Source organism: Pirellulales bacterium (assembly GCA_036490175.1).
Taxonomy (GTDB): Bacteria; Planctomycetota; Planctomycetia; order Pirellulales; family JACPPG01; genus JACPPG01.
Genome location: DASXEJ010000066.1, coordinates 1 through 23,507 on the forward strand (window position 1 = coordinate 1; position 23,507 = coordinate 23,507).

Annotated in this window: 16 protein-coding genes; 5 read left to right on the forward strand and 11 right to left on the reverse strand. The window is 59.0% G+C overall.

The window, feature by feature from the left end; genetic code table 11:
* Window positions 1–256, forward strand: a 256-nt coding sequence (locus VGG64_04405) for a response regulator (protein ID HEY1598818.1), incomplete at its 5' end; no start/stop codon positions are given.
* 28 nt (window positions 257–284) lie between these two features.
* Window positions 285–938 carry a response regulator gene (locus VGG64_04410; GenBank protein HEY1598819.1) on the forward strand — a complete coding sequence of 218 codons (654 nt, stop codon included), beginning with the start codon at window positions 285–287 and terminating at the stop codon, window positions 936–938.
* A gap of 326 nt (window positions 939–1,264) precedes the next feature.
* Here VGG64_04410 and VGG64_04415 read toward each other — a convergent pair whose 3' ends face one another.
* The 6 genes from VGG64_04415 to VGG64_04440 all read right to left on the reverse strand — a co-directional run bounded on the left by VGG64_04415 (window position 1,265) and on the right by VGG64_04440 (window position 9,332).
* Window positions 1,265–2,647: a mercuric reductase gene (locus VGG64_04415; GenBank protein HEY1598820.1), complete on the reverse strand. Its 1,383-nt coding sequence runs from the start codon at window positions 2,645–2,647 to the stop codon at window positions 1,265–1,267.
* A gap of 123 nt (window positions 2,648–2,770) precedes the next feature.
* Window positions 2,771–3,154, reverse strand: a complete 384-nt coding sequence (locus VGG64_04420) for a hypothetical protein (GenBank protein ID HEY1598821.1) — start codon at window positions 3,152–3,154, stop codon at window positions 2,771–2,773.
* A 501-nt stretch (window positions 3,155–3,655) separates the two neighbouring features.
* Entirely contained in the window at window positions 3,656–4,654 is a 999-nt protein-coding gene (egtD, locus tag VGG64_04425) for an L-histidine N(alpha)-methyltransferase (GenBank protein HEY1598822.1), read from the reverse strand.
* 15 nt (window positions 4,655–4,669) lie between these two features.
* Entirely contained in the window at window positions 4,670–5,932 is a 1,263-nt protein-coding gene (gene egtB, locus VGG64_04430) for an ergothioneine biosynthesis protein EgtB (GenBank protein HEY1598823.1), read from the reverse strand.
* Between the two features lie 390 nt (window positions 5,933–6,322).
* The gene (locus VGG64_04435; protein ID HEY1598824.1) at window positions 6,323–7,933 is read right to left on the reverse strand and encodes a DHA2 family efflux MFS transporter permease subunit; all 1,611 of its coding nucleotides are present in this window, start codon (window positions 7,931–7,933) and stop codon (window positions 6,323–6,325) included.
* Between the two features lie 37 nt (window positions 7,934–7,970).
* Entirely contained in the window at window positions 7,971–9,332 is a 1,362-nt protein-coding gene (locus tag VGG64_04440; GenBank protein ID HEY1598825.1) for an HlyD family secretion protein, read from the reverse strand.
* A 692-nt stretch (window positions 9,333–10,024) separates the two neighbouring features.
* On the opposite strand from VGG64_04440, the gene VGG64_04445 reads away from it, so the two are divergent.
* From VGG64_04445 to VGG64_04455, 3 genes are all read left to right on the forward strand, one after another.
* Complete coding sequence (locus tag VGG64_04445; protein ID HEY1598826.1) at window positions 10,025–10,753, forward strand: ATP-binding cassette domain-containing protein; 729 nt, start codon at window positions 10,025–10,027, stop codon at window positions 10,751–10,753.
* Window positions 10,750–12,294, forward strand: coding sequence for a glycine betaine ABC transporter substrate-binding protein (locus VGG64_04450; protein HEY1598827.1), 1,545 nt, complete (start codon window positions 10,750–10,752; stop codon window positions 12,292–12,294). Before VGG64_04445 ends, VGG64_04450 begins: the two co-directional genes overlap by 4 nt.
* Before the next feature lie 71 nt (window positions 12,295–12,365).
* Window positions 12,366–13,079: an SDR family oxidoreductase gene (locus VGG64_04455; GenBank protein ID HEY1598828.1), complete on the forward strand. Its 714-nt coding sequence runs from the start codon at window positions 12,366–12,368 to the stop codon at window positions 13,077–13,079.
* Window positions 13,080–13,263: 184 nt separating this feature from the next.
* Here the strand turns inward: VGG64_04455 and VGG64_04460 are convergent, their stop codons facing one another.
* The 5 genes from VGG64_04460 to VGG64_04480 form a co-directional block, all read right to left on the reverse strand.
* Window positions 13,264–14,280, reverse strand: coding sequence for a hypothetical protein (locus tag VGG64_04460; protein HEY1598829.1), 1,017 nt, complete (start codon window positions 14,278–14,280; stop codon window positions 13,264–13,266).
* A gap of 737 nt (window positions 14,281–15,017) precedes the next feature.
* On the reverse strand, window positions 15,018–17,237 hold the full coding sequence (locus tag VGG64_04465; protein ID HEY1598830.1) for a nitrate reductase: 2,220 nt from the start codon (window positions 17,235–17,237) through the stop codon (window positions 15,018–15,020).
* The gene (locus VGG64_04470) at window positions 17,234–19,012 is read right to left on the reverse strand and encodes a DmsC/YnfH family molybdoenzyme membrane anchor subunit (protein HEY1598831.1); all 1,779 of its coding nucleotides are present in this window, start codon (window positions 19,010–19,012) and stop codon (window positions 17,234–17,236) included. The genes VGG64_04465 and VGG64_04470 overlap by 4 nt, the downstream gene beginning before the upstream one ends.
* Before the next feature lie 25 nt (window positions 19,013–19,037).
* A complete protein-coding gene (gene nirB, locus VGG64_04475; protein HEY1598832.1) occupies window positions 19,038–22,064 on the reverse strand; it encodes a nitrite reductase large subunit NirB in 3,027 nt (1,008 codons plus the stop codon).
* A 35-nt stretch (window positions 22,065–22,099) separates the two neighbouring features.
* Window positions 22,100–23,449 carry an MFS transporter gene (locus VGG64_04480; GenBank protein HEY1598833.1) on the reverse strand — a complete coding sequence of 450 codons (1,350 nt, stop codon included), beginning with the start codon at window positions 23,447–23,449 and terminating at the stop codon, window positions 22,100–22,102.
* Window positions 23,450–23,507 lie beyond the last annotated feature (58 nt).

Genomic DNA, 23,507 nt, shown 5'->3' on the forward strand with positions numbered 1-23,507 from the left:
CTTTCTCGCTTCCGAGTATGTGGAGCAGACGAAATGCCTTATCCTGGACATTGCCATGCCGGGCATGAGCGGGCTTGACGTTCAGCGTGAATTGAAACATCGTCGGCGGCAGATTCCTATCGTGTTCATCACCGCGCACAAGGATGAAACCACTCGGCCCAGCATACTCGGAGAAGGCGCGGTTGCCTGTCTGCTCAAACCATTCAGCGAGACGGCCCTGCTCCAGGCGATGCGTGCGGCTTTGGCGACGAACTAGTCAGAAACATCGGTGATCGAGGTTAGCCATGTCGCACACGACGCCCATCGTGTTTGTGGTTGACGATGACGTCTCGGTTCGAGAATCGTTGGAGTCTCTGATCCGCTGCGAAGGTTGGAGGTCGGAAGCTTTTCAATCGGCCGACGAATTTCTCGCCCACCCGCCCGCGGCGACTCCGAGCTGTCTCGTGCTGGACTTGACTCTGCCGGGTTTGAACGGCCTGGAGCTCCAGGAACGGATCGCCGGCGACCGCAGTGACATGCCGATCATCTTCATCTCGGGTTATGGCGATGTACCCCAAACGGTGCGTGCCATGAAAGCCGGCGCGGTCGAATTCCTCACCAAACCATTGAACGGCGACGATCTTCTGAGTGCCATCCGCCAGGCCATTGAGCGCAGCCAATCCACTCTTGCCCGGCAAAGCGAGATGCGTCAACTCCGGCAGCGACTTGCGGCTCTCACACCACGCGAACGCGAAGTTATGGACCTGGTGGTGTCCGGCCTGCTGAACAAGCAAGTCGGTACCGAACTGGGCATCAGCGAAATCACTGTCAAAGCCCACCGCGGCAAAGTCATGGAAAAGATGCAGGCGGACTCGATTGCCGATCTGGTGAAAATGGCCGAAAGGCTGCGCTTGGCGACCGCACAAGGTTCTCAACCCCACAATTCTGCGCGGGTGTAATACGCTTTGCGGGAAACATCGTTGACGGGCGCAAGACCGTTCACGTCAAAACGGGCAAGGGGGTCGCGAAAGTTGCGACGACCATCAGTGATACTCCCGACCTAGGTCGCAAGAATTGTCTTCAACCGTTTCCGCTTGCCAGCGGGCCATTTCCGGGGTCGCACCCACGCCGGCCAGACGTATAGACCAACGTACCACGGCATGCGATTTCACGGGGCCTACCCGCGTTAACGGACCGCAACCGTGCCACGTACACCTCACGACTTCCTTCAATCTGTGCGAGATTTGGCCGACGCTCGGCCGATGACCGTGTCAGGCGGCAAGACTTATTTTCCAATGTTCATGAACAACGTATTCAATCCCTCTGCAAAGGCCGGATGCGCGAAAATGCCGTCTTCGAGCGCGGTGTAGGGAAGTTTGCCCATCATGGCGATCTGAAGCATTGACATAATCTCGCCCCCTTCGCAGCCCAAGACCGCGGCCCCCAGAATCTGCCGCGTCTTGGCATCGACGATGGCCTTGATAAGGCCGCTTGATTCGGCCGTTTCCACTGCACGGGCGACCCAGGCCATGGGAATCTTGGCGACGCGGATCGCGCGACCCTGTGCCCGCGCCTCCTGCTCCGTTAGACCGATCCGCCCCAGTTGTGGATCAATGTAAACGGTATACGGAACCAGTCGGTCCCTCGTCGACGATTGCCCGTTACGAAGCAGATTGTTGCGAACAATGCGATAATCGTCATAAGAGATGTGCGTAAACGCCGGGCCACCTTTGACGTCTCCCAAGGCGTAGATACCGGCCACGTTCGTCTGCAGCCGGTCGTCTACCGAAATGAAGCCGTGAGCGTCCACGTTCACGCCGGCGGCGGCGAGGTTGAGCTGTTCGCTATTCGGCACTCGCCCCGTGGCGAGCAGGAGGTGAGATCCCGTGACCGTCCTCTCTCCCGCAGGACCGCGTAACTCTAGACCGACGCCGGACGCGTTTGTATGCACTCCGGCCGCTTCGGTTTCTAGCAGGATCTCGATGCCATCCATCTCGAGCAGCTTACAAACTTCGGCGGCAACGTCTGGATCCTCCCGATCCAGGAGTTGCTTCGCGTGCTGTACGACTGTGACCATGCTGCCGAAGCGGCGAAACATCTGGCCGAATTCCAGACCGACATATCCGCCTCCCAGAACTAGCAAATGTTCAGGCAGTTCTTGCAACTCCATGATCGAATTGGAATCGAGGGCTCTCACCGAATTGAGGCCGGTAATTGCGGGGCGTGCTGGCCGAGCGCCGGTATTGATGAAAATGTTGTCCGCGATCAATGTCCGAGTGCCGCCGGCAGTGAGTCTCACCTCGACGACACTGGGACCGGTGAAGCGCGCTTCGCCAAAAACGAGCTCCAAATTCTCGGCGTCTTCCAGTCGTCGCTGCGCCCCGGCGCGGAAGTCGTCGACAATTGCCTGCTTGCGCCGGTGAACTTGAACCAGGTCAACGCCGACAGGCCCGCAGCGAATGCCGTAGTCGGCCGCGCGCCGGGCAAGGTAAGCGATTCGCGCGCTGGCGACCATGGTCTTCGTGGGCGTACAGCCCTCATTGATACAGGTGCCGCCGACATGCCGACTCTCTACAAGGGCTGTTTTTCGTCCAGCTTCGGCGAGTGCAATGGAAAGCGGCGTTCCCGCCTGTCCCGAGCCTATTACGATGGCATCATAGTGATCCATAAGCCCTCCGATTGCGAGTTAATACACAATAGAAGTGAGCCTGGGTCCCAGACTCCTGTGTGCTGTAGATGTCGCGACGTGCTCACGTTCGTTTGTTTCGTAGCCATTTCCAAATCACATGTGCTATTTGCTATTTTCCACCCATTGCGAGCGCCAGCCGGGCGCTTCGAAGGGTTGGGCAAAGTACTGAGTTTCATGAATGACCCTTCCATCCTGAAACTCCATAATGCTGACCGTCTGGACAACCGCGTTCTCATAATTGATGACGTACTCGGTTATCCACAGATCGCTAACGCCTACGATGCGGCGGACCAAGAAGCCGCTTGGTTTTCCCGGATGGTGGCCACGCAAAGCCTGCAGGTTGTGGCGGCCTCGGATCTTCTCCCCCGACTGTGGATACTCGCAGAGGACATTGCCGTCATAGATCTGGTGTTCTGTTTCCAAGTCACCAGATGCCGATGCCGCCCAGTGCTGGTCCAAGATCGCGCGGTTGCTCTGCGTTTCCATGTGTACTCCTACAGCTCCCCAATGGGGCTGCTGTCGACACTTTTCTAGTCGTAGTAAGCGATTCTGGTTAACGTCGACGGGGGATGAAGCGTTGAATCGCAGTCTCGACGACTCTGCTGAATCGATAGCATGTCGCGATCCTTTTAGTCTCCTCCATTGCGCTATGCAGGAGCGGAGACACTTCGACACTTTCGCGATTGTCGTCCGCATTTGCCGAGGTCGTGACGATAGCTGAGCCGCGTTGAAGCCCCCGCGCGGTACACACCGGAGAAGCGGTTTTTCCCACATCGGCGGCGCGCCGGGTCAATAAAGCGACGTGCGCGCTACCAACCATGCTCTTCGTCGGTGTGCGGCCTACACCAACGCAAGGGACACCGGCATGCTCCCATTCGGTCGCTGCGTTCCGGCGACCGGCGCCACCCAAGTCGAGGGCCACCGGTTTGCCCGCCTGGCCGAAGCCAACAACAATTGCGTCAAAACGCTGCAATGCCATACGATGCCTTATCGGATGCGGGCAAGCGTAACGGAATACCAGCGACGCTCGTCCGTCCACGTTTGTTCAACCTCGAAGCCCGCATCCGCCAGCAGATTGCCCATGGTCTCGTAGGTGAACTTGTAACTGTTCTCGGTGTGAATGCTTTCGCGTTTCGCCAAAAAGACATTAACATCCGCGACCGTGATGCGCACGTGTTGGTCGCAGCAACTTTCCAGGTGCATCTCGATGCGTGATTGCACGGGATTCCAGAGAACGCGATGGCGGAACCTGTTCAGGTCAAAATCAGCGCCGAGCTCTCGATTGAGGCGGCGCAACATGTTGAGGTTGAACTCGGCCGTGACGCCGTCCCTGTCGTCGTAGGCATTGACGAGTGTCCGCTCGTCTTTCAGCATGTCGACTCCCAGCAGCAGCGCATCGCCCGCCTGGAGCTGGCTGCCCAGATTGCGAAGTATCGTTCGCGCTTCGTCGGGTGCGAAGTTGCCGATGCTCGATCCGATGTACAAGCCCAGCGTTGCGCCGTCGAAGCATTCCAGTCGGGGCGGATGCGTGACGTAGTTCGCTACAAGCGGCGCTATAGATACTTCCGGCGACGAAGTTGCGATCGTCTCGCGGGCTACCTCAAGAGCATCGCACGATACATCAACTGGTACATACAATACTTCGCCCTGCAATCTGGCGGCGACGTTGAGCAGGACAACGGTCTTCGATCCGGTGCCCGCCCCCAACTCGACAAGACGCACAGGTTTCGATCTATCTGGGCAAGCAGCCGCGATGATACAGTCGCCGTAGCGGGCCAGGATATGGCGTTCTGTGCGGGTGGGGTAGTACTCCGGAAGCTGTGTGATGTGTTCAAAAATGCGCGAACCGCGCGCATCGTAGAACATCCACGGCGCGAGAGAACGAGGGCGCGAGAGCAAGCCGCGCTGGACTTCTCTGATCAGCATTTCGCGCGTAGTCAACGAAGAGGGACGCTCCCGGTCCAAGGCGGCAGAGGACGTAATCATGAGAGGAAACACCTTCTACATTGCCAGACGAAAGCCAGAAAACTGCCACCGAGTTGCCGGCGGAAAGAAGTTGCGATACGTCGCGCGCACATGATTCGCCGGCGTGACACAGGATCCTCCGCGTAGAACCATCTGGCCGGACATGAACTTGCCGTTGTATTCGCCCAGCGTTCCAGCCAGGGGCTTGTATCCCGGGTAGCCGAGGTAAGCACTGGCCGTCCATTCCCAACAGTCTCCAAATAATTGCGCGACGCCTGTCGAGCGCGCCTTGGAGGGATGTAGCTTTCCAGTGTCGAGTAGATTTCCGCATGGGGACGATTTGCTTGCGACACATTCCCATTCCGCTTCGGTCGGCAGTCGGCAGCCGCGCCAGCGTGCCAAGGCATCGGCTTCGAAAAAACTGATGTGACATACCGGCACATCCAGCAGCGCGGACAGGTTGCTCCAGCCTCGCAGGGTGAAGACGCGCCAGCCGGTCTCATCGCTTGCGTCACGTTGCCAATAGAGAGGCGCCTGCCAACCTCTGTCCTTCACGGTGTCCCAGCCCGCAGAAAGCCATAGTTCGGGACGGGTGTAGCCGCCGTCCGACATGAATTCCAGGTATTCGCCGCACGTGACTGCGCGGTTTGCGATCTGGAACGATTCCAAAAAGACCTTATGTCGAGGAGCTTCGTTATCGAAGTGAAAATCCAGAGGATTCGCCGCTTGAGGTGGCTGGCCGATCTCGACCATCCCTCCGTTGAAGCTGTGCCATTCGAGCTTCGCAGTCGTAACATCTCGCTCTTCCGTGAAGAGACCAGCGGCAAACGAAGGATGCAGGGGATTCGAGAAAAACGCATGCTTGATGTCAGTCAGCGCGAGTTCCTGGTGCTGCTGCTCGTGGTTCAATCCCAAAATGATCCGCCGTGACGGCTCGTCTTCAATGGGCCGCGCCAGAAGTCTCTCCATTTCCTGGTCTACGTGTGCCCGGTACGCCACGATCTCGTCGAGTGAAGGACGAGAAAAAGAAGCCCGCAACTTCTTCTCCGGAATCTCTTCCCCGAGCGAGTTGTAATAGCTGTTGAAGAGCCAGCGGAACTCTTCGCGGAGGGGCCGGTAGTCTGCCAGGAAAGGCCGCAGCACAAAGGTCTCAAAAAACCACGTGGTGTGCGCCTGATGCCATTTGACCGGACTGGCGTCTGAACATGATTGGACCATCTGATCTTCAGCGGAAAGACCGGCGGCAATCGAGCGGGTCACCGACCGCACCGCTTGAAATGTCGAGCGGAGACTAGACATCACTGCCTTCCTACGATGCGATGGCCCGGGAACCCCCTGGGACGGGAGTTAGTCAAGGTTAGGAACGGCGATTCGACGCGACTATTGGACTAAAGTATTGCCGGCCCGAACCAATACCAAGGTGCAATATCTTTGCCGCTGACCGACAGAAGTCAACTCACGCGTGCCGGGGGCGACGCGCGAGCAGAAGGCCACCTTGGCTCATGCCGCGACGGGTTTACTGCCGGCATCCATTAGTTTGCCCAACCCGACCGGCCGGCCCGATCGGATGGATCGTCCGCGCGAAGTTCCGGCCTGGGAGACGCGTGCCGGAGATTGGCGCGTGTGCGACCCTCGGTCGACATTCCCGCGGCTCACAGGCCAAAGCGGATGACGCCCGAACTAGCAACTTTATTCTGCCCCGACGTGCGCCCCTTTTTCGGCGACCGAGCGTTTCATCAGCAGGACCAGGAACGCCAGCAACACCGCCAGGATCGCTGACACGAAGAAGACGTCAAAGTACGCCATCGACAGCGATTGTTGGCCGCGCAGATCCGACAACCTCTGCAACGCCATTCGCTGCGCCCTGGGCGCATCTCCTGTTTTCTGGAAGAAGAAGGCCTGGGCCTGTGCCAGGTAGGAACTGACCGTCGAGTTAAACGGATCAAGAAACTCTCCGACACGCCACGTGTGGAACTGGTCGCGGCGTACCTGCACAGTCCGGGCCATCGACGTGCCGAAGCTCCCTCCTTCGTTGCGGAGCAAGGCGAATAGGCCCACGGCCGCGGCGCGCAAATGGCGGGGCATGTAGAGGAAAGCGGCCACGTTGAGCGGGGCAAAGGCCATCCCCAGTCCGGCGATCAAGAGGACGCGCGGCCAGATCGCCTGCCACGGGCTTATCTCGAGAGTCATGACCGACATCCAATAGCTGCCGGCCGCCACGACGAGCATGCCTCCGCCGATTAGCCAGCGGCCGTCAACGCCCCGGCCGAGCAATGCGCCGCAGATCAGCAGCATCGAGACCGAGGCGAGGCCAGAGGGAGACATGACCAGGCCTGAGTGATAGGCATCGTAGCCAAACAATGACTGCAGCAGCCCCGGCAGCGACGTGCTCACGGCGTAGAGCACAGCGTATGCGCAAAAGATGATGATGCAGCACACCCAGAAATTGCGCTCGCCCAGCGGACGGAAATTGACAACGGGGTTGTCTCTGCGCATTTCCCAAACGACCAGGCAAATTCCTCCTATCAAGAATATCAGCAGCAGCGTCTGGACCTTTCCGAACGGGTCGCCCAGCCAGTCCCACTCCTGCCCCTTGCTAATCAGTACTTCCCACGCCGACATGACCAGCGCCAAGAGTGCCAGGCCGATGTAGTCGAAATTGAGCGGCCGTCGCAGCAGTTGGGCACGTTCCTGCTTGAGGTAGTCCGGATCCTCGACGAGGAAGTAGGTCAACAAGAACGCGACGCAGCCGATCGGGATGTTGATATAAAAGATCCAGCGCCAACTGTGATAATCGGAGAGATACCCACCCAGTGTGGGGCCGACGACGGGCGCCGTTAGCGCCGCGATGCCGAACATCGTCATGGCCATCCCCTGCTTCTCGGGCGGGAAACTGTCAATCAAAACCGCCTGGCTGGATGGCTGCAGGCCGCCGCCGGCCAGGCCCTGGATGATTCGGAACACGATGATCTGCCACAGGCTGGTGGCCATACCACACAGCGCCGAGGCGATGGTAAAGACCGCGATTGATGCTAGGAAATAGTTGCGCCGGCCCAGGCGGGCCGAGAGCCAGCCGGAAATCGGCAGGATCGTGGCGTTCGCGGCGAGGTAGCAGGTCAGCACCCATTCGGCGTCGACCACCGCCGCCGACAGATCGCCCGCGATGTATCGCAGCGAGACAATCGCAACCGTCGTGTCCAACACTTCCATAAAAGTGGGGATGATCACGGCGGCAGCGACGAACCAACCGTTGATCGCCGGACGGCTGCTTACGGTTGGGGCAACTACGACGCTGCTCATGTTGCGTGCTCGTCTAGCGGCAGGGGACCGTTACGGGTCAGGGTTTGGGGTTTGTTCGGCCTTGTGGAAGTACGGCAAAAGGTTGCAATCGCTCCCCGGCATGCGGCCCCGTGGGGGGCTCTTTGACGTACACGTAAGGTACGACCGACAGGCCGATGAACAGGGGGTCCTTTTCGGGGTCGTAGTCCGTTAGCTCGATGCGGACCGGCAGCCGCTGGACGATCTTGACAAAATTGCCCGTGGCGTTTTGGGGTGGAAGCAGCGAGAGAGTCGTGCCGGTTCCCATGGTAAATCCCGTGATTCGGCCCTCGAACTCTTGGCGGTGACCGTACATATCGACCTCACAGCGCACGCGCTGGCCGATGCGCTGTGAGGCCAGTTGCGTTTCCTTAAAGTTGGCGTCGATCCAGATCTCGGTAAGCGAGCGCACGGCCATCAGGCCTTGCCCAATTTGCACGTAATTTCCAGGGTTGACGTTGCGGCTGGTAACCTGGCCGTCGATGTCGCTCACGATATCGCAATAGCGAAGGTCCAACTCGGCATGCGACAGGTCGTCCTGAGCCTGCGCGACCTTAGCCTCGGCCTGCTTGACGGCTGGCGATTCGGGGATCAGCCGCTCGAAGATCCGATCAAGATTTTTGTCCGGATCCTGTGAGTAAAACGCCTCTTTGACCTGCTTCGGCGTGGCGATCCACGTTGGTGGACTAAAACCCAATTGCGCGACGCTGCCGTACAATTCTGCCAATGCCTCTTGCACCACCGACGAGGTCTCATCCAGATCCTCCGGCATATCCAAGGGCTTGTCATGATTGATCGGCAAACCGAGACCGGCACGCGTTTGCTGAATGGATTGCCTGGCGCTACTGACGCGATTGGTGGCTACGTCCAGAGCGGCTTTGTATCGATCAAACTCTTGCTGGCTGATCGCGCCCTTGCCAACAAGCTTCTCACCGCGCTCGTAGTCCCTCTCCGCAAGCACTAGATTGGCTTCCTCGACCTTGAGTTGCGCGACGTTAGATTTCAGCAGCTCGATCTGATTTCGCACATCCTCCATTACGTGGTCGAGCTTGAAGCGGACGCGGCGGGCTTGGGCGGCCAGGCCGCGCGCTTGGGCCATCGCAGTCGCCAGCTCCCTTTTCGCCGCTAACAGGGCCGATGACTGGACGTTCACCTGAACCTGGTACGGTTCCTTGTCGAGCTGGACCAATAAGTCACCCGCTCTCACACGCTGGTTGTCGTCCACTAGCACCGTGGTCACCTGGCCGGCGACGCGGGGCGCGACAAAGGTCACGTGACCATTGACGTACGCATCATCGGTGGAAACCGTGTTCAACGCGGTCAGCACGAGCGGAACCAGGACGTATCCTCCCACTGCCACGGCAGTCACAATCGCCGCCAAAAGCAGCCCTCTGCGCGACGATCGCGACGCCATGTTTGCCGCAGGCGCTATTGGCACCGCGGCAACCGGTTTGTCTGCATGGCCTACATCCTCTGCCGGCGCCGTAGACACGCGCACCGCTGTTTGAGCTCGCTTCGCTGCGGGTGCGGCCGCGTCGGGAAGGGGCGACCCGACGTCGCTTGAACCTGCAGATTCTCCGTCATGCGTGTTTGCCATTCTGTTTCCCCACATGCAACCAAAATCGGTCAAGCGGACCGGCCTGTCAGGCGTTGCCCAGTGTCGCTCGACTACCGCCCGTAACCTCGAAGCCCATCATATTGTGTTTCACCGCGAATCATATTGGCTTTCACAGACTTGCACTTTATGAAATTATTGAAATGAGACTTGGCACCACCGTCTTCCCAGATCGCGGCGCCATGAGAACTGCCGGGGCGGAAGTCCTCGAAAACTAGAAACCGCGGGGAAAGAAGCCTATTGGACTTAGGTATCGGCACGGCTAACCAATACTAACGGACATTGTCATTGATGCCGGAGCCGCGTATTCTTCCCGTGGAGCGCCGTAACGCACCACCCTGTAGTTGCCATCCGGACTGTTCTGCAACCAAGCAGTGCTCGACATTATAATGACGTCAATTTTCGCTGGGCAGCGCTAATGCCTGCCGCGTGCTCGATACGAAACAAAGGGTGCGAGCATGCTTCGTTTCTCAGGAGTTTCAAAAGATTACGGAAACAAAACCGTAGTGCCGCAGTTCGATTTAACGGTGGAAACCGGCGAAGTGCTCGTGCTACTCGGGCCAAGCGGTTGTGGCAAGACGACGATCCTACGAATGGTCGCGGGCTTGGTGAAGGCCACCGCGGGGGAAATCGTCGTAGACGATTTGCTACTGACCGAGCGCGCCCTGCCTGACGTGCGGCGGCGCCTGGGCTATGTGATTCAAGAGGGCGGTTTGTTCCCGCACCTGACGGCCGCGGCCAATGTAACCCTCATGGCTCGCCACCAGAGGTGGTCCCGCGAGCGACGTGACCAGCGATTGGCCGAATTGGTCGAGATGACCCGATTCCCGCCGGACGCCCTCAACCGTTACCCTGTCGAGCTATCGGGTGGGCAACGGCAGCGGGTCAGCCTGATGCGCGCGCTGTTTCTCAGCCCGCACTTGTTGCTACTCGATGAGCCGTTGGGAGCACTCGATCCAATGATTCGTGCCGGCCTGCAGCGTGATCTGAAAGATGTGTTCGAGCGCACAGGTGCCACGGTGTTGCTCGTCACCCACGATTTGGTGGAAGCGAGCTGGTTTGCCGATCGGGTCTGCATGCTTGAAAATGGGCGCATCGTTCAGCAGGGTTCGTTCGCGAGTATCGTGAACAATCCCGCCAGTGAGTTCGTGCGCGAATTCGTCAATTCGCAAATCGTCGCCAAATGAAGAATACAGCCATTCTAAAATGGGGAGTTCTGTGCGTCTTGCTCTTGGCGGCCGGGCTCGCTCCCTTGCCGCGCCAAGCCGCGACGGTGCGCATCGGCTCAAAAAAATTCACCGAGTCGGTGATCTTGGGCGAAGTGTTGCGATTGCTGGCCGCCGATGAGGGGCTGAATGCTGCTCACTATCGCGAATTTGGCGGGACGCGGATCGTGTTCCAAGCGCTAGAGGGCGGCGAGATTGACGCTTACCCAGAATACACCGGCACGATCGTGGAAGAGATTCTGGCCTCGCAAGCGGTGCCCGACGACGAAGCTATGAGGCGAGAGCTCCGCGCTCGCGGAATCGGTATGTCAGAATCGTTGGGCTTTAGCAACAGCTACGCGCTGGCGCTCACCAGACAACGGGCCGAAGCGCTGGGAATCAGCAAAATCTCCGATCTGCGGCGTTTGCCCGAGTTGCACTTGGCATTAACGCACGAATTTCTCGATCGCGGCGATGGGTGGCGCGCGCTCGTCCGGCATTACGACCTGCCTCAACGCAATGTCGTAGGAGTCGATCACGATGTCGCCTATCCACAGCTCCTGTCGGGCGAAATCGACGTGACCGACGTTTATTCCACCGATGCCATGGTCCATCGCAACGACTTGGTGCTGTTGGAAGATGATCAGAACTTTTTTCCTCGTTATGACGCCGTGTGGTTATATCGTTTGGATACGGCTGAGCGTCACCCAAAGTTGCTTGCTGGCATCCACCGGCTCGAACGGAGCATCGTCGAGCAAAAGATGCGCGAGCTCAACGATGCCGTAGAGTCGGGTGAGCAATCCGAGTCGCAAGCGGCCGCCGCATTTCTACGCACGCAGCTTGGAGTAAAGTCGGAACCGAAGGAAGACTCATTGAGTCGCGTCATCTTGCGGCACGTGGGCGAGCATCTCGATCTGGTGCGCCGCTCGTTGTTGCCCGCCATTGTCGTCGGTGTGGCGCTGGGTATCTTTTGCCAACGCTTTCGACGAACCGGCCGTGTTGTGCTGGCTGCCGTCGGACTGTTGCAGACAATCCCATCGCTGGCGCTGTTGGTCTTATTGATGCCCTTGGTGGGGGCCCTTGGCTACCCGAGCGTCGGCGAAGGATCGGTCACGGCCGTCGTCGCCCTGTTGGCTTATTGCTTGTTCCCGATCGTAAGAAACACGTTCACAGGGTTAGAGGGAATACCGCGTGGCACGATCGAGTCGGCGACCGTATTGGGACTGAGCCCTGCCGCAAAATTGGCCGAAATCGAACTGCCGATGGCGCTGCCTGTCATGCTGGCTGGAATTCGCACCGCAGCGGTACAGAACGTGGGGTTTGCGACTTTGGGCGCGATCATCGGGGCGGGCGGCCTTGGCCAACCGATCTTGCGCGGCATTCGGCTCAATGATGTGAAGCTCATCCTGGCCGGAGCGATCCCTGCGGCGCTGCTGGCCTTGCTTCTACAACTGCTGATCGATTGGGTGGAGCGAGCCGTGGTGGCACGTGGCTTAAAAGGGGGTGCGACGGGGGATCGATGATCCTTCGGGCGTGCTTCAGTCTACTTGAGTGATCTTTCCACAAGACGTCACCACATTGCAGGAGAATCTTGATGAGCAGCGCACGGAAGGTTGCCGTCATCACCGGCGCATCACAAGGGATCGGCGCGGGGCTGGTCCGCGGATTTCTTGACCGCGGTTATCGCGTCGTTGCCAATTCCAGATCGATTGTACCCGACGCTTCGGCGGACATGCTGACCATTGCGGGCGACATCGCGGACCCTGCCATCGCGGCAAGCGTGATCAGCGAGGGGGTCGCGAAATTCGGCCGTGTCGATACGTTAGTCAACAACGCCGGGATCTTTATCTCCAAACCCTTCACGGATTACACGGCGGAAGACTATCAACGCATGTTGTCGGTCAATCTGGGGGGATTCTTCGCTGTTTCCCAACACGCCATTCGCCAGATGCTGAAGCAAGATGCGGGACACATCGTGAACATCACGACCACGCTCGTGGATCAACCCGTCAAGGGCGTCCCCTCGGCCCTGGCGTCGCTGACCAAAGGCGGACTCGACGCTGTCACACGGTCGCTGGCGATCGAATACGCAGATCGCGCAATCCGCGTCAACTCGGTTGCACCCGGCGTCGTAAAAACACCGATGCATCCGGCCGAAACTCACAAGTTCCTCGCCGGCTTGCACCCGCTGGGACGGATGGGCGAGATTGCGGAAATCGTCGAGGCCGTACTCTACTTGGAATCGGCCCAATTCGTGACTGGCGAGACGTTACACGTCGACGGCGGCGCGCATGCCGGACACTGGTGAGCGCCTGATTTCCTCGAAGCAATCATGTATTGCCGATCGTGGTGCAGAGCGCTTAGCCACATCGCCTGCAAGGGAGCGTTCGACCGTTTTTTCGGGCCCGATAATGCCGTTTAGCCCGTGGCCTTGCTGCGTTAGAACGAACGCGCGATTCGCGCAATCGGTCGAAATCGGGGAGGTTAAGAGGTTAACGAGCTGGCAGCGAGCGAATCTGTTTCTCTTTGCGTAGCGCAAAAGCGGCCGCGACGCCGAAGTCGTGCAATTGGGCAGCACGTTCCAGCTCGATTCGGCGGACGTCGACGCCGCTATCGGTCACATAGGTGGCGGTAAACACGACGCGCGGCTTGGTGAGGGTACGCCCACCCCGATGAAAGCCCGCCGTATCGCAGAATAGCAAAGTGCCCGCCGGTCCCGTGCAGGTTAAGTTCGCCTCGCAGGGGACTACGGCTGTCAATTGCTCTGGGGTTGGTATCGATCCATAGGCAGCCTCGGCGGGGAATGCGTCGGCGTAGGGCCCGAGCGGTTGTGTTCCGCGCAAGTAATTTAGAGGCCCCATCTGGTCATCGACGTCCACCAGATACAAGTACAGCTTCAGCACGTTGCGGTCTTCGTGATCTCGATGCCAGTTCTCGGAATCGATGCCTCGTTCTTGGTCGAAGACCGGAATGTTGTACCACAGCCCCACATAGCAAAGGCGGCTGTACATTCCAAGATATTGATTCACGATCGCCAGAAGGCGCGGGTGCAAAACAAGTTGAGCGAGGGGCTCCGACAAAGTCAGCCGGCTTTCGTAGCCAAGTGGGCGTATCACATACCACTTTTCACCACGACGAGCGTGGCGCTCTGCGATCTGTGCTTGTACCGCTGGCGCCGCAAGTAGCTTTTGCGCCTCGTCCGTCAACCGGCCCAACAAATCGTTGTCGCCTGTCAGCTCTTGAAGTGTGCTGGCGTAGATGCCCGTTTTGCGCAGCTCGTCGACGCAACGTTGCTGATCGCCGTCCAGCACGGGCGGCTCATGTGCAAACGCCGCAATCAAATCCCGATTGAGAAACGCGCGTGGCCATTCCGCCCAACGGATGCGGTAATACATCCGTGTAAGGATCGACAACGGCCAAAGACGCATGGCGATCCCACGCAGTAATTGCTGGCCGGTCTTTGCTCGGGCGCGCACGATCAAGAGACGCACACGCTCGAATACATTCATTTTTCAGGCCGTGTAGGATGCCGAACTGGGTGAACCACACACTTGCAGGCAGACAAGATTCCCCTCAGCAGGGGAAAAATGGTTAATGGCTAATATTAACAACACGTCAGAGGGCGGCGCGATGTTTGTGCTGGTGCCGTCCCTAAGCGCTTTCGGCGAATCACCTTTACACCCAACAGATCTTATGTCCGCTAGCGTGCAGAACGGCCAAATCACAATCCTATGCGCAAAAACAAAACCGCCACAACAGGGGCTGGTCTGTGTGGCGGCAATGGGGAGTCAACACACCACCGTCGGCTCCCTGCAAGTAATTTGAACGGCCGCCAGGTCCGGAGGCGGCAGTAGACACCTGGCGGCCGTGGGCTCGCCCGGTGCATTTTGGTCGAGGGGTACACCGGGCGGACAAGTATGTACTAAAGGCGAGCGCCTTTTGTCAACTACTGACCAAAGTTTGCGCAAGTAGGCAGCAAGGCAAGCAAGAGCGCCTTTACGCCATCCCGTCCCATCGCGGCGTAACGAGTCCGAGATCGATGCCCAATTCAGCCAACATTTCCCCGAGTGGGCCGAATAGCTTGACCGAGGTCGGCGACGCGCCGGAGGGGCCGGCAATGATGGTTTTCGCGTGGCCAGCTTGCCTGAGCCAAATACAGCAGTGTTGGCAGCCGTGGCTTACGGGCTGATATGGACGTTGCGAAAGCGATTCAAGTGGCCCCTTGCGCGCTCGCTTCAATGAAGGTTCAGATCGCTGCCTCGACCGATACCGCGCATGACTTGTATGCCGGCTGATGTGAATACGGGTCGAACACTGCATCCGTCAGCACGTTGGTTGCCTCGTAATGCATGGGTAGAAACAACTGCCCCGGCTGAATTGTCGGAGTGACGAGTGCCCGTGCGTGCAGCTCGCCGCGCTGTGATGAGATTCTAAGCCGTTCGCCGGTACGGATGGCGAGACGGGCCGCATCCTGCGGATTGATCTCGGCATAGAGATCACGCGGATAGAGCTTTCGCAGCACTGCCGATTTGGCGGTGCGAGTCTGTGTATGCCATTGCGCGGCCGATCCACGGCCCGTCAACAAGACGAATGGGTATTGTTCGCTCGGTTGCTCCGGCAGTGGACGTGGAGCTTCGCATAGGAACCGTGCCCGACCGTCGGCATGGAAGAACTGCCCATCCTCGAACAGTCGGCGTTCCTGTCGCTCGTCCGAGTGGGATGCTGGAAAGGGCCATTGCACGCCGCCGCGCGCGGTCAGCATGGAGTAATCCTCGATCCCCGTAATATCACATGGCTGTCCGGCTGTGAGACGCTTTAGCAACTGAAATACGCTCGCAGGGGAGTCCCACTTGCGGAACATCTCACCGCACCCCCAGTAATCGGCAACGAGACGGAAGATATGAAAATCAGCCAATGCGTGGCCGGGTGCCTTTCGCACCTTGCGCGTAAGGCCGATGCGGCGCTCGGAGTTGATAAAGGTCCCCTCCTTCTCACCCCAGCCGGCGGCGGGGAGTACCAAGTGGGCGCGCTGCGCGGTTTCCGTTGTATGGTACATGTCCTGCACGACCAGGAAATCGAGCCGATCGAGGATATCGCGCGCCTGGCATTGATTGATCCACGAGTGGGCGGGGTTGGTGGCGACGACCCACAGGCCACGGATCTCGCCGCGCAGGATGCCCTCCATGATGCGATGATAGGGCCAACTTGCCTCGCGCGGAATTGTGGCCTCGTCGATCGTCAATACGTCGGCGACTTTTCTGCGATCCGTCGGATTGGCAAAGTCGTGCCCACCCAGCAAGTTCGTCGTATTGCTGAACAATCGCGAACCCATCGCGTTACATTGGCCGGTCACCGAGTTCGCGCCAGTTCCTGGCCGGCCAATGTTGCCAGTCATAAGCGCCAGGTTGATGAGCGCCTGCGCGGTCCGCACCGCCTGATGACTTTGGTTGACGCCCATCGTCCACCAAAACGAGACTCGCTCGCCCTGGTGAATGGTTGCGGCGAACGTTTCAATCATTTCCACAGGCAGCCGTGTCGCTTCTGCCACCGTCGCCAGAGTGAAGGATTGAACGAAGGCGGCGAACTCATCGAACCCCTCGGTATGCGCGTCAATGAATCGGCGGTCGATCCAACCTCGTTCGATGAGCAGTCTGGCGATTCCATAAAGCAGTGCCAGGTCAGATTTGGGGTACAGTGGCAGGTGTTGTGTCGCGGCCATCGAGGTTTCGGTAGCGCGCGGGTCAAGGACGACAATCTCTGGCCGCCTGGGATTGCCCATGATTCGTTGCCAGAGAATTGGGTGAGCGATCGCCAAGTTGCTGCCGACGAGAACAATAACGTCCGATTCCTCGAAATCGGCATAGGCATAGGGAGGCGCGTCAAATCCGAAGGCTTGCTTATATGCCACGACGGCTGTCGCCATGCACTGGCGCGTATTGCCGTCGCCGTGAAGCATGCCCATGCCGAATTTTGCCAGCGCCCCTAGCAGCGCCATTTCCTCGTTTACGATTTGTCCGGTGCTGAGGAAGGCTATCGAGTGTGCTCCGTGCCGGGACTGAACCGATTTCATGCCCTCTACGAAGCTTCGGAGAGCGACATCCCAAGTCACCGGCTCCAGCCGACCCGCGGCGCTGCGCCGAAGAGGCGTCGTTGCGCGATCAGGCGCGTCAAGCACGGCGAGCGACTCCCAACCCTTCGGGCACGCCATACCGAGATTCACCGGATAGTCTGCATCCGGTGTCAATCCGACCGCGCTAGATTCGCGCAGATGTATGTTTAAGTTGCAGCCTGTCGAGCAGAATCCGCACACCGAACCGGCGATCGAATCGGCTTGTAGCTGCGCGGGTGTCAGTCCCAGGCCAAACCGACCTGGTTCGAGCATCAACTCTTCGGTCAGCGGTCCCTGGCGCTCAAACAGGATGGGCAGGAGAGACGACTGACCGGATTGCCGTGGGCGCACGCTCATCGAATTCCTCCTGGCATTCGCGGCGCGGCACAAGCAGCAAAAAACAGAAACCGCTCAAGCAACTCTCCGACTAGATTCGCCACGAACAGCAGGCCCGCCATCGCAACGAATGACACAACGCTTGCATTCGACAGCGACGGAAAGGCGTTCAGCAACAATATGGGCATGACGACTCCGCCAAGCAGTCCCAGCGCGAAGCGCGCCAGCGTAACGCTCGACAATTCTCCGGTCTGCAGCAGCGCCGAGCGCCGCAGCGGCGTCATGCGGCTGAGTAACAGGTGACGGAAAAGTGCCACTTCCCACAGTAGCTTCACGATCGCCAGCAGGAGGATCGTTCGGCAAAGTGCAGGCCCGTTCTCTCGAATGACGGACAACAACTCGCCAGAAGGACGCGCGACTGTCGCGACCAGGATACTCAACCAGGCGGCTGTCAGGCCGAGCAAGGCCGCGGTGAGCACGAATCGCACGGCCACGCGCGTAAACGACCAGCACTCGCGGCGCGTGAAAACATAGATCATTACGGAGCAGAAGACGCCCAAACCGCCGCTTGCGGCGACAGCCCAGCCAATCCATTCAACGGAACAGGCCGCAACCAATATCGAGATAAAGGACGAATCCTGAGCTTGCTTGAACCATAGATCCGTGGCCAACAGCGCGCCCGCATACGTGCTCGCCAAGGCGGCGAATACGCCAAAAGCAAGGATTTCGCGGCTCAACCATGAATGCCGCAACCCTAGCACGGCGCGAAACGCGTATCGTGGCCGTCCAAGATGAAGCACGCTCGCCGATAGTGCCAAGAGGCCGAAAGCCAGCGAATTGATCGCGTGCAACGACCGCAGACTGGCTCCGTCCTGTCCATCAAGCAGACGCTCCCAGGTCAAACCCGCGACAAACGCGCCGACGGACATCTGCGTTAGCACTAGCATGATTGCCAGCGGCCAATGCGCATGTTGCGGGTTCACGCGAAAGTAGTCGGCCGGCAGCAAGTTGCGCGGATATGAACGCTGCGTTTTATAGGTCGTCGTTGGCAAAGTGTGCTGAGGATCGGGTGCGGCGGGCAGAAACAGGGCTGCCTCGGCGTCGTCAATGATCTGCTGCCGATCAACCGTGCGGATGGCGATCGCCTCGTGAGGGCACGCTTGCACGCATGCCGGCGGCTCGCCCACCGCGAGTCGCGACGAACACATGTCGCACTTGCGGACGATTCCTTTGTCAGGATGATATTTGGGAACGTCGTACGGACAGGCCAACGTGCAGTACTGGCACCCAAAACATTGGTCGTCCAAATGCTTGACAATGCCAGTCGTCGGATCTTTCTCATAAGCGTTTACGGGGCAGGCGATCATGCATGCCGGTTCGAGGCAATGATGACACGCCGCCGTGACATGCTGCATCACGGGAGCGTTGCGCGAACCGCCGATCAAGAGCCCAACATCGCGCCAGGTTTCCGACGCGTCGAGCCCATTCAGCGTATGGCACGCCGTAACGCATGCTTTGCAACCCGAGCAGCGATCGAGATCGACCTCGAAGGCATATTGCTGACCGGGTCCGGGTGGTGAGGCGGGAAGGAGCGCGCGATATCTCGGTGAGACTTGGCGCCCGATTAGGCCACGCGACTGATCGCCGGAGTGCCAGCGGTTAAACTCATCGACTGCCGCTAACGATTGCTGGGCCTCGAGCAGCGCGCTGATCAGCGCCGGACCTGTCACTGATGAACTGGCACATGCGGCGCCGATTGGCGCGGATTTGTTGCTCACCACAGGGAGTTCGATCATTTTATATCCATTGGCCAATGGCACGCTACGTGCCAGCCACCTCGCAGGCAACGACATCCTCGTTACACGCCGTGGCCAGGCGGCAGCCGATGTCCGTCGCCAGCAGCTGGTCGAGGGCATCTTCCGGTGGAAATTGCACCTGCACCTGCTCACCGTCGATGCGTACCGGGAATGTACGAATCCGATATTCCTCGCCTTGCAAGGATTCTCCACTGGCCAGGGAAAACGTCTTCTTGTGCAGCGGGCAGGCAACCTTTGGCTCGCCGACCGCATCGCCGACGATACCGCGCGATAGGACAAAGGCCTTCTTGTGCGGGCACATGTTCTGTGTGGCGTACCACTGGCCTCGGCTGGTGACATTGAAAACTGCAATTTGCGATCTGCCGTACTTGATCGTCGCGCCGCCGTCGCGAGGAAAATCCGCAACATTGCCGACGGTGACCCACCGCAACGCTTCGAAACTCTCGTGATCATGCTCTCCGAGCGTTCGGCCATCCAATAGCCGGAATTGTTCCAGCGAGACGAACTCGCTGGGCCAGTCGGCCGGTCGACCCTGGCCACGCTCGTGAACGATTTGGATGCACGACTCGTTTTCGTCGGTGTTGGCGAACTGCCGGAACCATTTGCGCCGCTCGGGATCGCGCACCACTGCCGCCCACTCGCACTGATACGCGTCGACGAGTGTGGCCATCATCGTGTCCAGTTCTGCGGCGATGTTCAGTTTGTCGTCGACGATGACTTCGCGCACATGGTCGAGTCCACCTTCGAGCTTTTCGACCCACGTTGCCGTGCGGGTGAGCCTATCGGCCGTCATGATGTAGTACATCAGAAACCGATCGACGTAACGCAGCGCCGTTTCTTCATCGAGGTCCGTGGCCAGCAAATCGGCGTGGCGAGGCTTCGATCCGCCGTTGCCGCATACATAGAGGTTGTAGCCTTGTTCGGTGGCGATGAGCCCAACATCCTTGCTCTGCGCCTCGGCGCACTCGCGAATACAACCGCTGACTGCCATTTTGATTTTGTGCGGCGCGCGGATGCCCTTGTATCGATTTTCCACGCGGATAGCGAATGCCACAGAATCCTGCACGCCGTAGCGGCACCAGGTAGTACCAACGCAACTCTTGACGGTCCGCACAGCCTTGCCATAGGCATGGCCACTTTCAAAGCCGGCAGTGACAAGCTCTTCCCATATTTCGGGTAGTTTTTCGACAGGGGCGCCGAACATATCGATCCGCTGCCCGCCCGTGATCTTGGTATACAGGCCGTACTTGTCTGCCACACGGGCAATGACTCCCAGCTTCTCGGGCGTGATCTCGCCGCCAGGAACGCGAGGGACAACAGAGTATGTGCCGCCCCGCTGCAGATTGGCGAGGAAACGGTCGTTCGTATCCTGGAGTGTCTGATGTTCGGATTGCAAGATGTCGTCGGCCCACAGGCTGGCTAGGATCGAAGCCACGGTCGGTTTGCAAACCTCGCAGCCGAGCCCTTGCCCACAATGGCTGAGTATTGCCGCGAAAGTCCGCAGCTCCTTGGCCTTGACGATCGCGAACAGTTCGGTGCGGGAGTAAGAAAAGTGCTCGCACAAATGACTCACGACGGCCTTGCCGGCCCGCTTCATTTCGTTCTTGAGCAGATCGGCCACCAGTGGCATACAGCCTCCACAGCCCGTTCCTGCCTTCGTGCATCGTTTCAACTCGTCCAGCGTGTCGATTCCGCCATCGAGAATGGCTGCACGGAGCGCGCCCTTGTTGACGTTGTTACATGAGCAGATTTGTGTTGAATCGGGCATGGACTCGATGCCCAATGCCGCGCTCGGCTGCGCAGAACCCAGAATCAACTCGCGCGGCAGGCACGGCAGCGGTGCGTCGCTTTTGGCGAGCATGGCCAGCCGGCCATAATCGGCGGCATCGCCGACAAGAATGCCGCCTAGCAAACGCGTGCCGTCGGGTGAAATCAGCAGCCTCTTGTAAATGCCGCCGAACGGATCTTCAAATACCAGCGGCGTCGCTCGTTCCGGCGGCGCTTCGTATGTTCCGAAGCTGGCGACATCAACGCCCATCAGCTTCAATTTCGTAGAAAGATCGGCACCGGCGAATCTGCGATCGCCGCCCGTCAGATTCGCCGCAACGATTTCAGCCATCTCGTAGCCCGGCGCGACAAGGCCGTATACCATGCCGCCATGGAGCGCACACTCACCGATCGCGAACACATGCGGATCGCAGGTCTCGAGCCGATCATCCACCGCGACTCCACCTCGCTCGCCCACTGTCAGGCCAGCAGACCGAGCTAGCTCGTCCCGTGGCCGAATGCCGGTCGAGACGATGACCATATCGACATCGATCGATTCGCCATCGGCGAATTCAATCCCCTGCACGTGGCCATTTCCGTGTATCGCCTTGGTCGACGTTCCCAGGTGAACTTTGACGCCTAGGGATTCGATTTTCCGGACCAGAATGCGCGATCCCTGATCATCGACTTGTCGCGGCATCAACTTCGACGCGAACTCGATAACGTGGGTCTCCAGCTGCAGATCGTACGCCGCTTTGGCAGCCTCAAGCCCCAGTAGACCGCCGCCAATCACCGCACAACGTCGTGCCTGCTGTGCGTAGGAGATGATGCTTTGCAGGTCCTCGATCGTGCGATAGACGAAGACGCCCGTTTTCTCGACGCCCGGAACCGGCGGCACAAAGGGGTACGACCCTGTGGCCAGCACGGCATAGTCGTACGCAACTTCAACGCCTTTGTCGGACTTTACCAGGCACGACCGCCGGTCGAGTGCCGCGGCTCGATCGCCTACGTGCAGCTCAACTCCGTTTTCCGCATACCATTCGCGGCGTGCAAGCATCAGCTTCTCAGCGTCGCGGTGGGCGAAGAACGACGTGAGGCCAACTCGATCGTAGGCACTGCGAGGTTCTTCGCAGAATGTGACGATGCGAAAACGTCTATCGCGATCGAACTCAACCAGCCGTTCGCAAAAACGTTGGCCTACCATGCCGTTACCAATGACGACAATGGTTTGGCGTTTCACGGGAACGTGTGGACTGCTATTCATGCGACACCAACCTTGTATACCGTGCTCCCTCGAAGTCACACCACATGCGCTAACTCCGGTGATAAGCTCCCAGTCGATAAGGGGAGGTCGACCGCTTGCCGCTCATTGATCGAGAGACTGGCGAACGAAATACACGTAACCGCGGCGCCGGAAATCAGCAGGGCCGCGTGCCAATCGATCGCCTCGCTCTTGAACAGGAAGCCTAGGACGACAGCGCCGGTGTTGCCGCCGGCGCCGACAATGCCGCTCACTGCTCCCAAAGCGCGGCGGTTGATAAAAGGGACGATGGCGTAAGTCGCCCCGTTTGACATTTTCACGAACATCGCAAAAGTGATCATGAGGGGAATCGCGAGCAACAGGGTAGTAGCTTGCGAGAACATCATTAGGCTGATGCCTTCGCCAAACAGCACCAGGAAGAGCCACTTAACGCGGCCCGAGAATCCCCAACGATTGCCGCAGTGATCCGCGATCCAGCCGCCGATAGCACGCATAAACAGATTCATGCCACCAAACATCGCGGCGATTAGCCCCGTCGTCTTCAGCGCCTGGGCCGGCTCAAGCTCTCGGAAGTAGTCGAAGTAGTCGAAAAAGTAGAGTGCCGCGATATTGTCGATCGTCAGTTCCATTCCAAAGCACGCGCCGTAGATCACGAACAATGACCACACACGACGGTCGCGGCACGCCTCGGCCAATGTTCCCTGGGCGGCACGCATCGTCGGCATTCGCCTCGTTGCGCGAAGTTGTCGGTAATTTCCGAGCGGAGTGTCTTGCGTGAGCAGGAAGTACGCCACACCTGTTACGGCGCATAACGCCCCGGCGAGGACCATCGCCAACCGCCAACTCGTCGCCTGACCGAGGCCGATCGTCCCGACCAGGAATGCCAAGAGCAGCGGCATTGCCAATTGCGTAACGCCGCCACCAAGGTTGCCCCAGCCTGCCGCAGTGGCATTAGCCGTGCCCACGCAGTTGCTCGCGAACATCCGCGATGTGTGGTACTGCGTGATCACAAATGCCGCACCGATCACGCCGATCAGCACGCGCAGGAACAAAAACGAGGCGAAATCATAGGCCAAGCCAATCGCCATCACCGGCAATGATCCGAGAAGTAGCAGCCACGTGTACGTGATCCGGGGGCCAAAGCGATCGCATAGCCACCCGACTAGCATTCGCGCGAAAATCGTCGCGGCGACCGACCCGATAATGCACCAGCCCACCTGGTCCCTTGTAAGTTGCAGCTCTGCACGCACCACAGGCATCAACGGAGCGATACCAAACCAAGCGAAGAAGCATAGAAAGAAAGCGATCCACGACATGTGGAACGCCCGCATCTGCGGCGTGGAGAAGTTAAAAAGCTGTATGCGCGCAGCTTTACCGTCGGTTTCCATGGCGGAGTTGCCTCTTGTGCCGTCTGGTCTTTCAAAAACGTCCGTCGAGCGACAGTTC

What these genes read in the sequence shown, in the direction of transcription:
- egtB (HEY1598823.1), bottom strand. Translation starts at nt 5,932, where the DNA reads ATGTCTAGTCTCCGCTCGACATTTCAAGCGGTGCGGTCGGTGACCCGC.
- VGG64_04470 (HEY1598831.1), bottom strand. Translation starts at nt 19,012, where the DNA reads ATGATCGAACTCCCTGTGGTGAGCAACAAATCCGCGCCAATCGGCGCC.
- VGG64_04410 (HEY1598819.1), top strand. Translation starts at nt 285, where the DNA reads ATGTCGCACACGACGCCCATCGTGTTTGTGGTTGACGATGACGTCTCG.
- VGG64_04480 (HEY1598833.1), bottom strand. Translation starts at nt 23,449, where the DNA reads ATGGAAACCGACGGTAAAGCTGCGCGCATACAGCTTTTTAACTTCTCC.
- VGG64_04435 (HEY1598824.1), bottom strand. Translation starts at nt 7,933, where the DNA reads ATGAGCAGCGTCGTAGTTGCCCCAACCGTAAGCAGCCGTCCGGCGATC.
- VGG64_04450 (HEY1598827.1), top strand. Translation starts at nt 10,750, where the DNA reads ATGAAGAATACAGCCATTCTAAAATGGGGAGTTCTGTGCGTCTTGCTC.
- nirB (HEY1598832.1), bottom strand. Translation starts at nt 22,064, where the DNA reads ATGAATAGCAGTCCACACGTTCCCGTGAAACGCCAAACCATTGTCGTC.
- VGG64_04420 (HEY1598821.1), bottom strand. Translation starts at nt 3,154, where the DNA reads ATGGAAACGCAGAGCAACCGCGCGATCTTGGACCAGCACTGGGCGGCA.
- VGG64_04460 (HEY1598829.1), bottom strand. Translation starts at nt 14,280, where the DNA reads ATGAATGTATTCGAGCGTGTGCGTCTCTTGATCGTGCGCGCCCGAGCA.
- VGG64_04445 (HEY1598826.1), top strand. Translation starts at nt 10,025, where the DNA reads ATGCTTCGTTTCTCAGGAGTTTCAAAAGATTACGGAAACAAAACCGTA.
- egtD (HEY1598822.1), bottom strand. Translation starts at nt 4,654, where the DNA reads ATGATTACGTCCTCTGCCGCCTTGGACCGGGAGCGTCCCTCTTCGTTG.
- VGG64_04465 (HEY1598830.1), bottom strand. Translation starts at nt 17,237, where the DNA reads ATGAGCGTGCGCCCACGGCAATCCGGTCAGTCGTCTCTCCTGCCCATC.
- VGG64_04415 (HEY1598820.1), bottom strand. Translation starts at nt 2,647, where the DNA reads ATGGATCACTATGATGCCATCGTAATAGGCTCGGGACAGGCGGGAACG.
- VGG64_04455 (HEY1598828.1), top strand. Translation starts at nt 12,366, where the DNA reads ATGAGCAGCGCACGGAAGGTTGCCGTCATCACCGGCGCATCACAAGGG.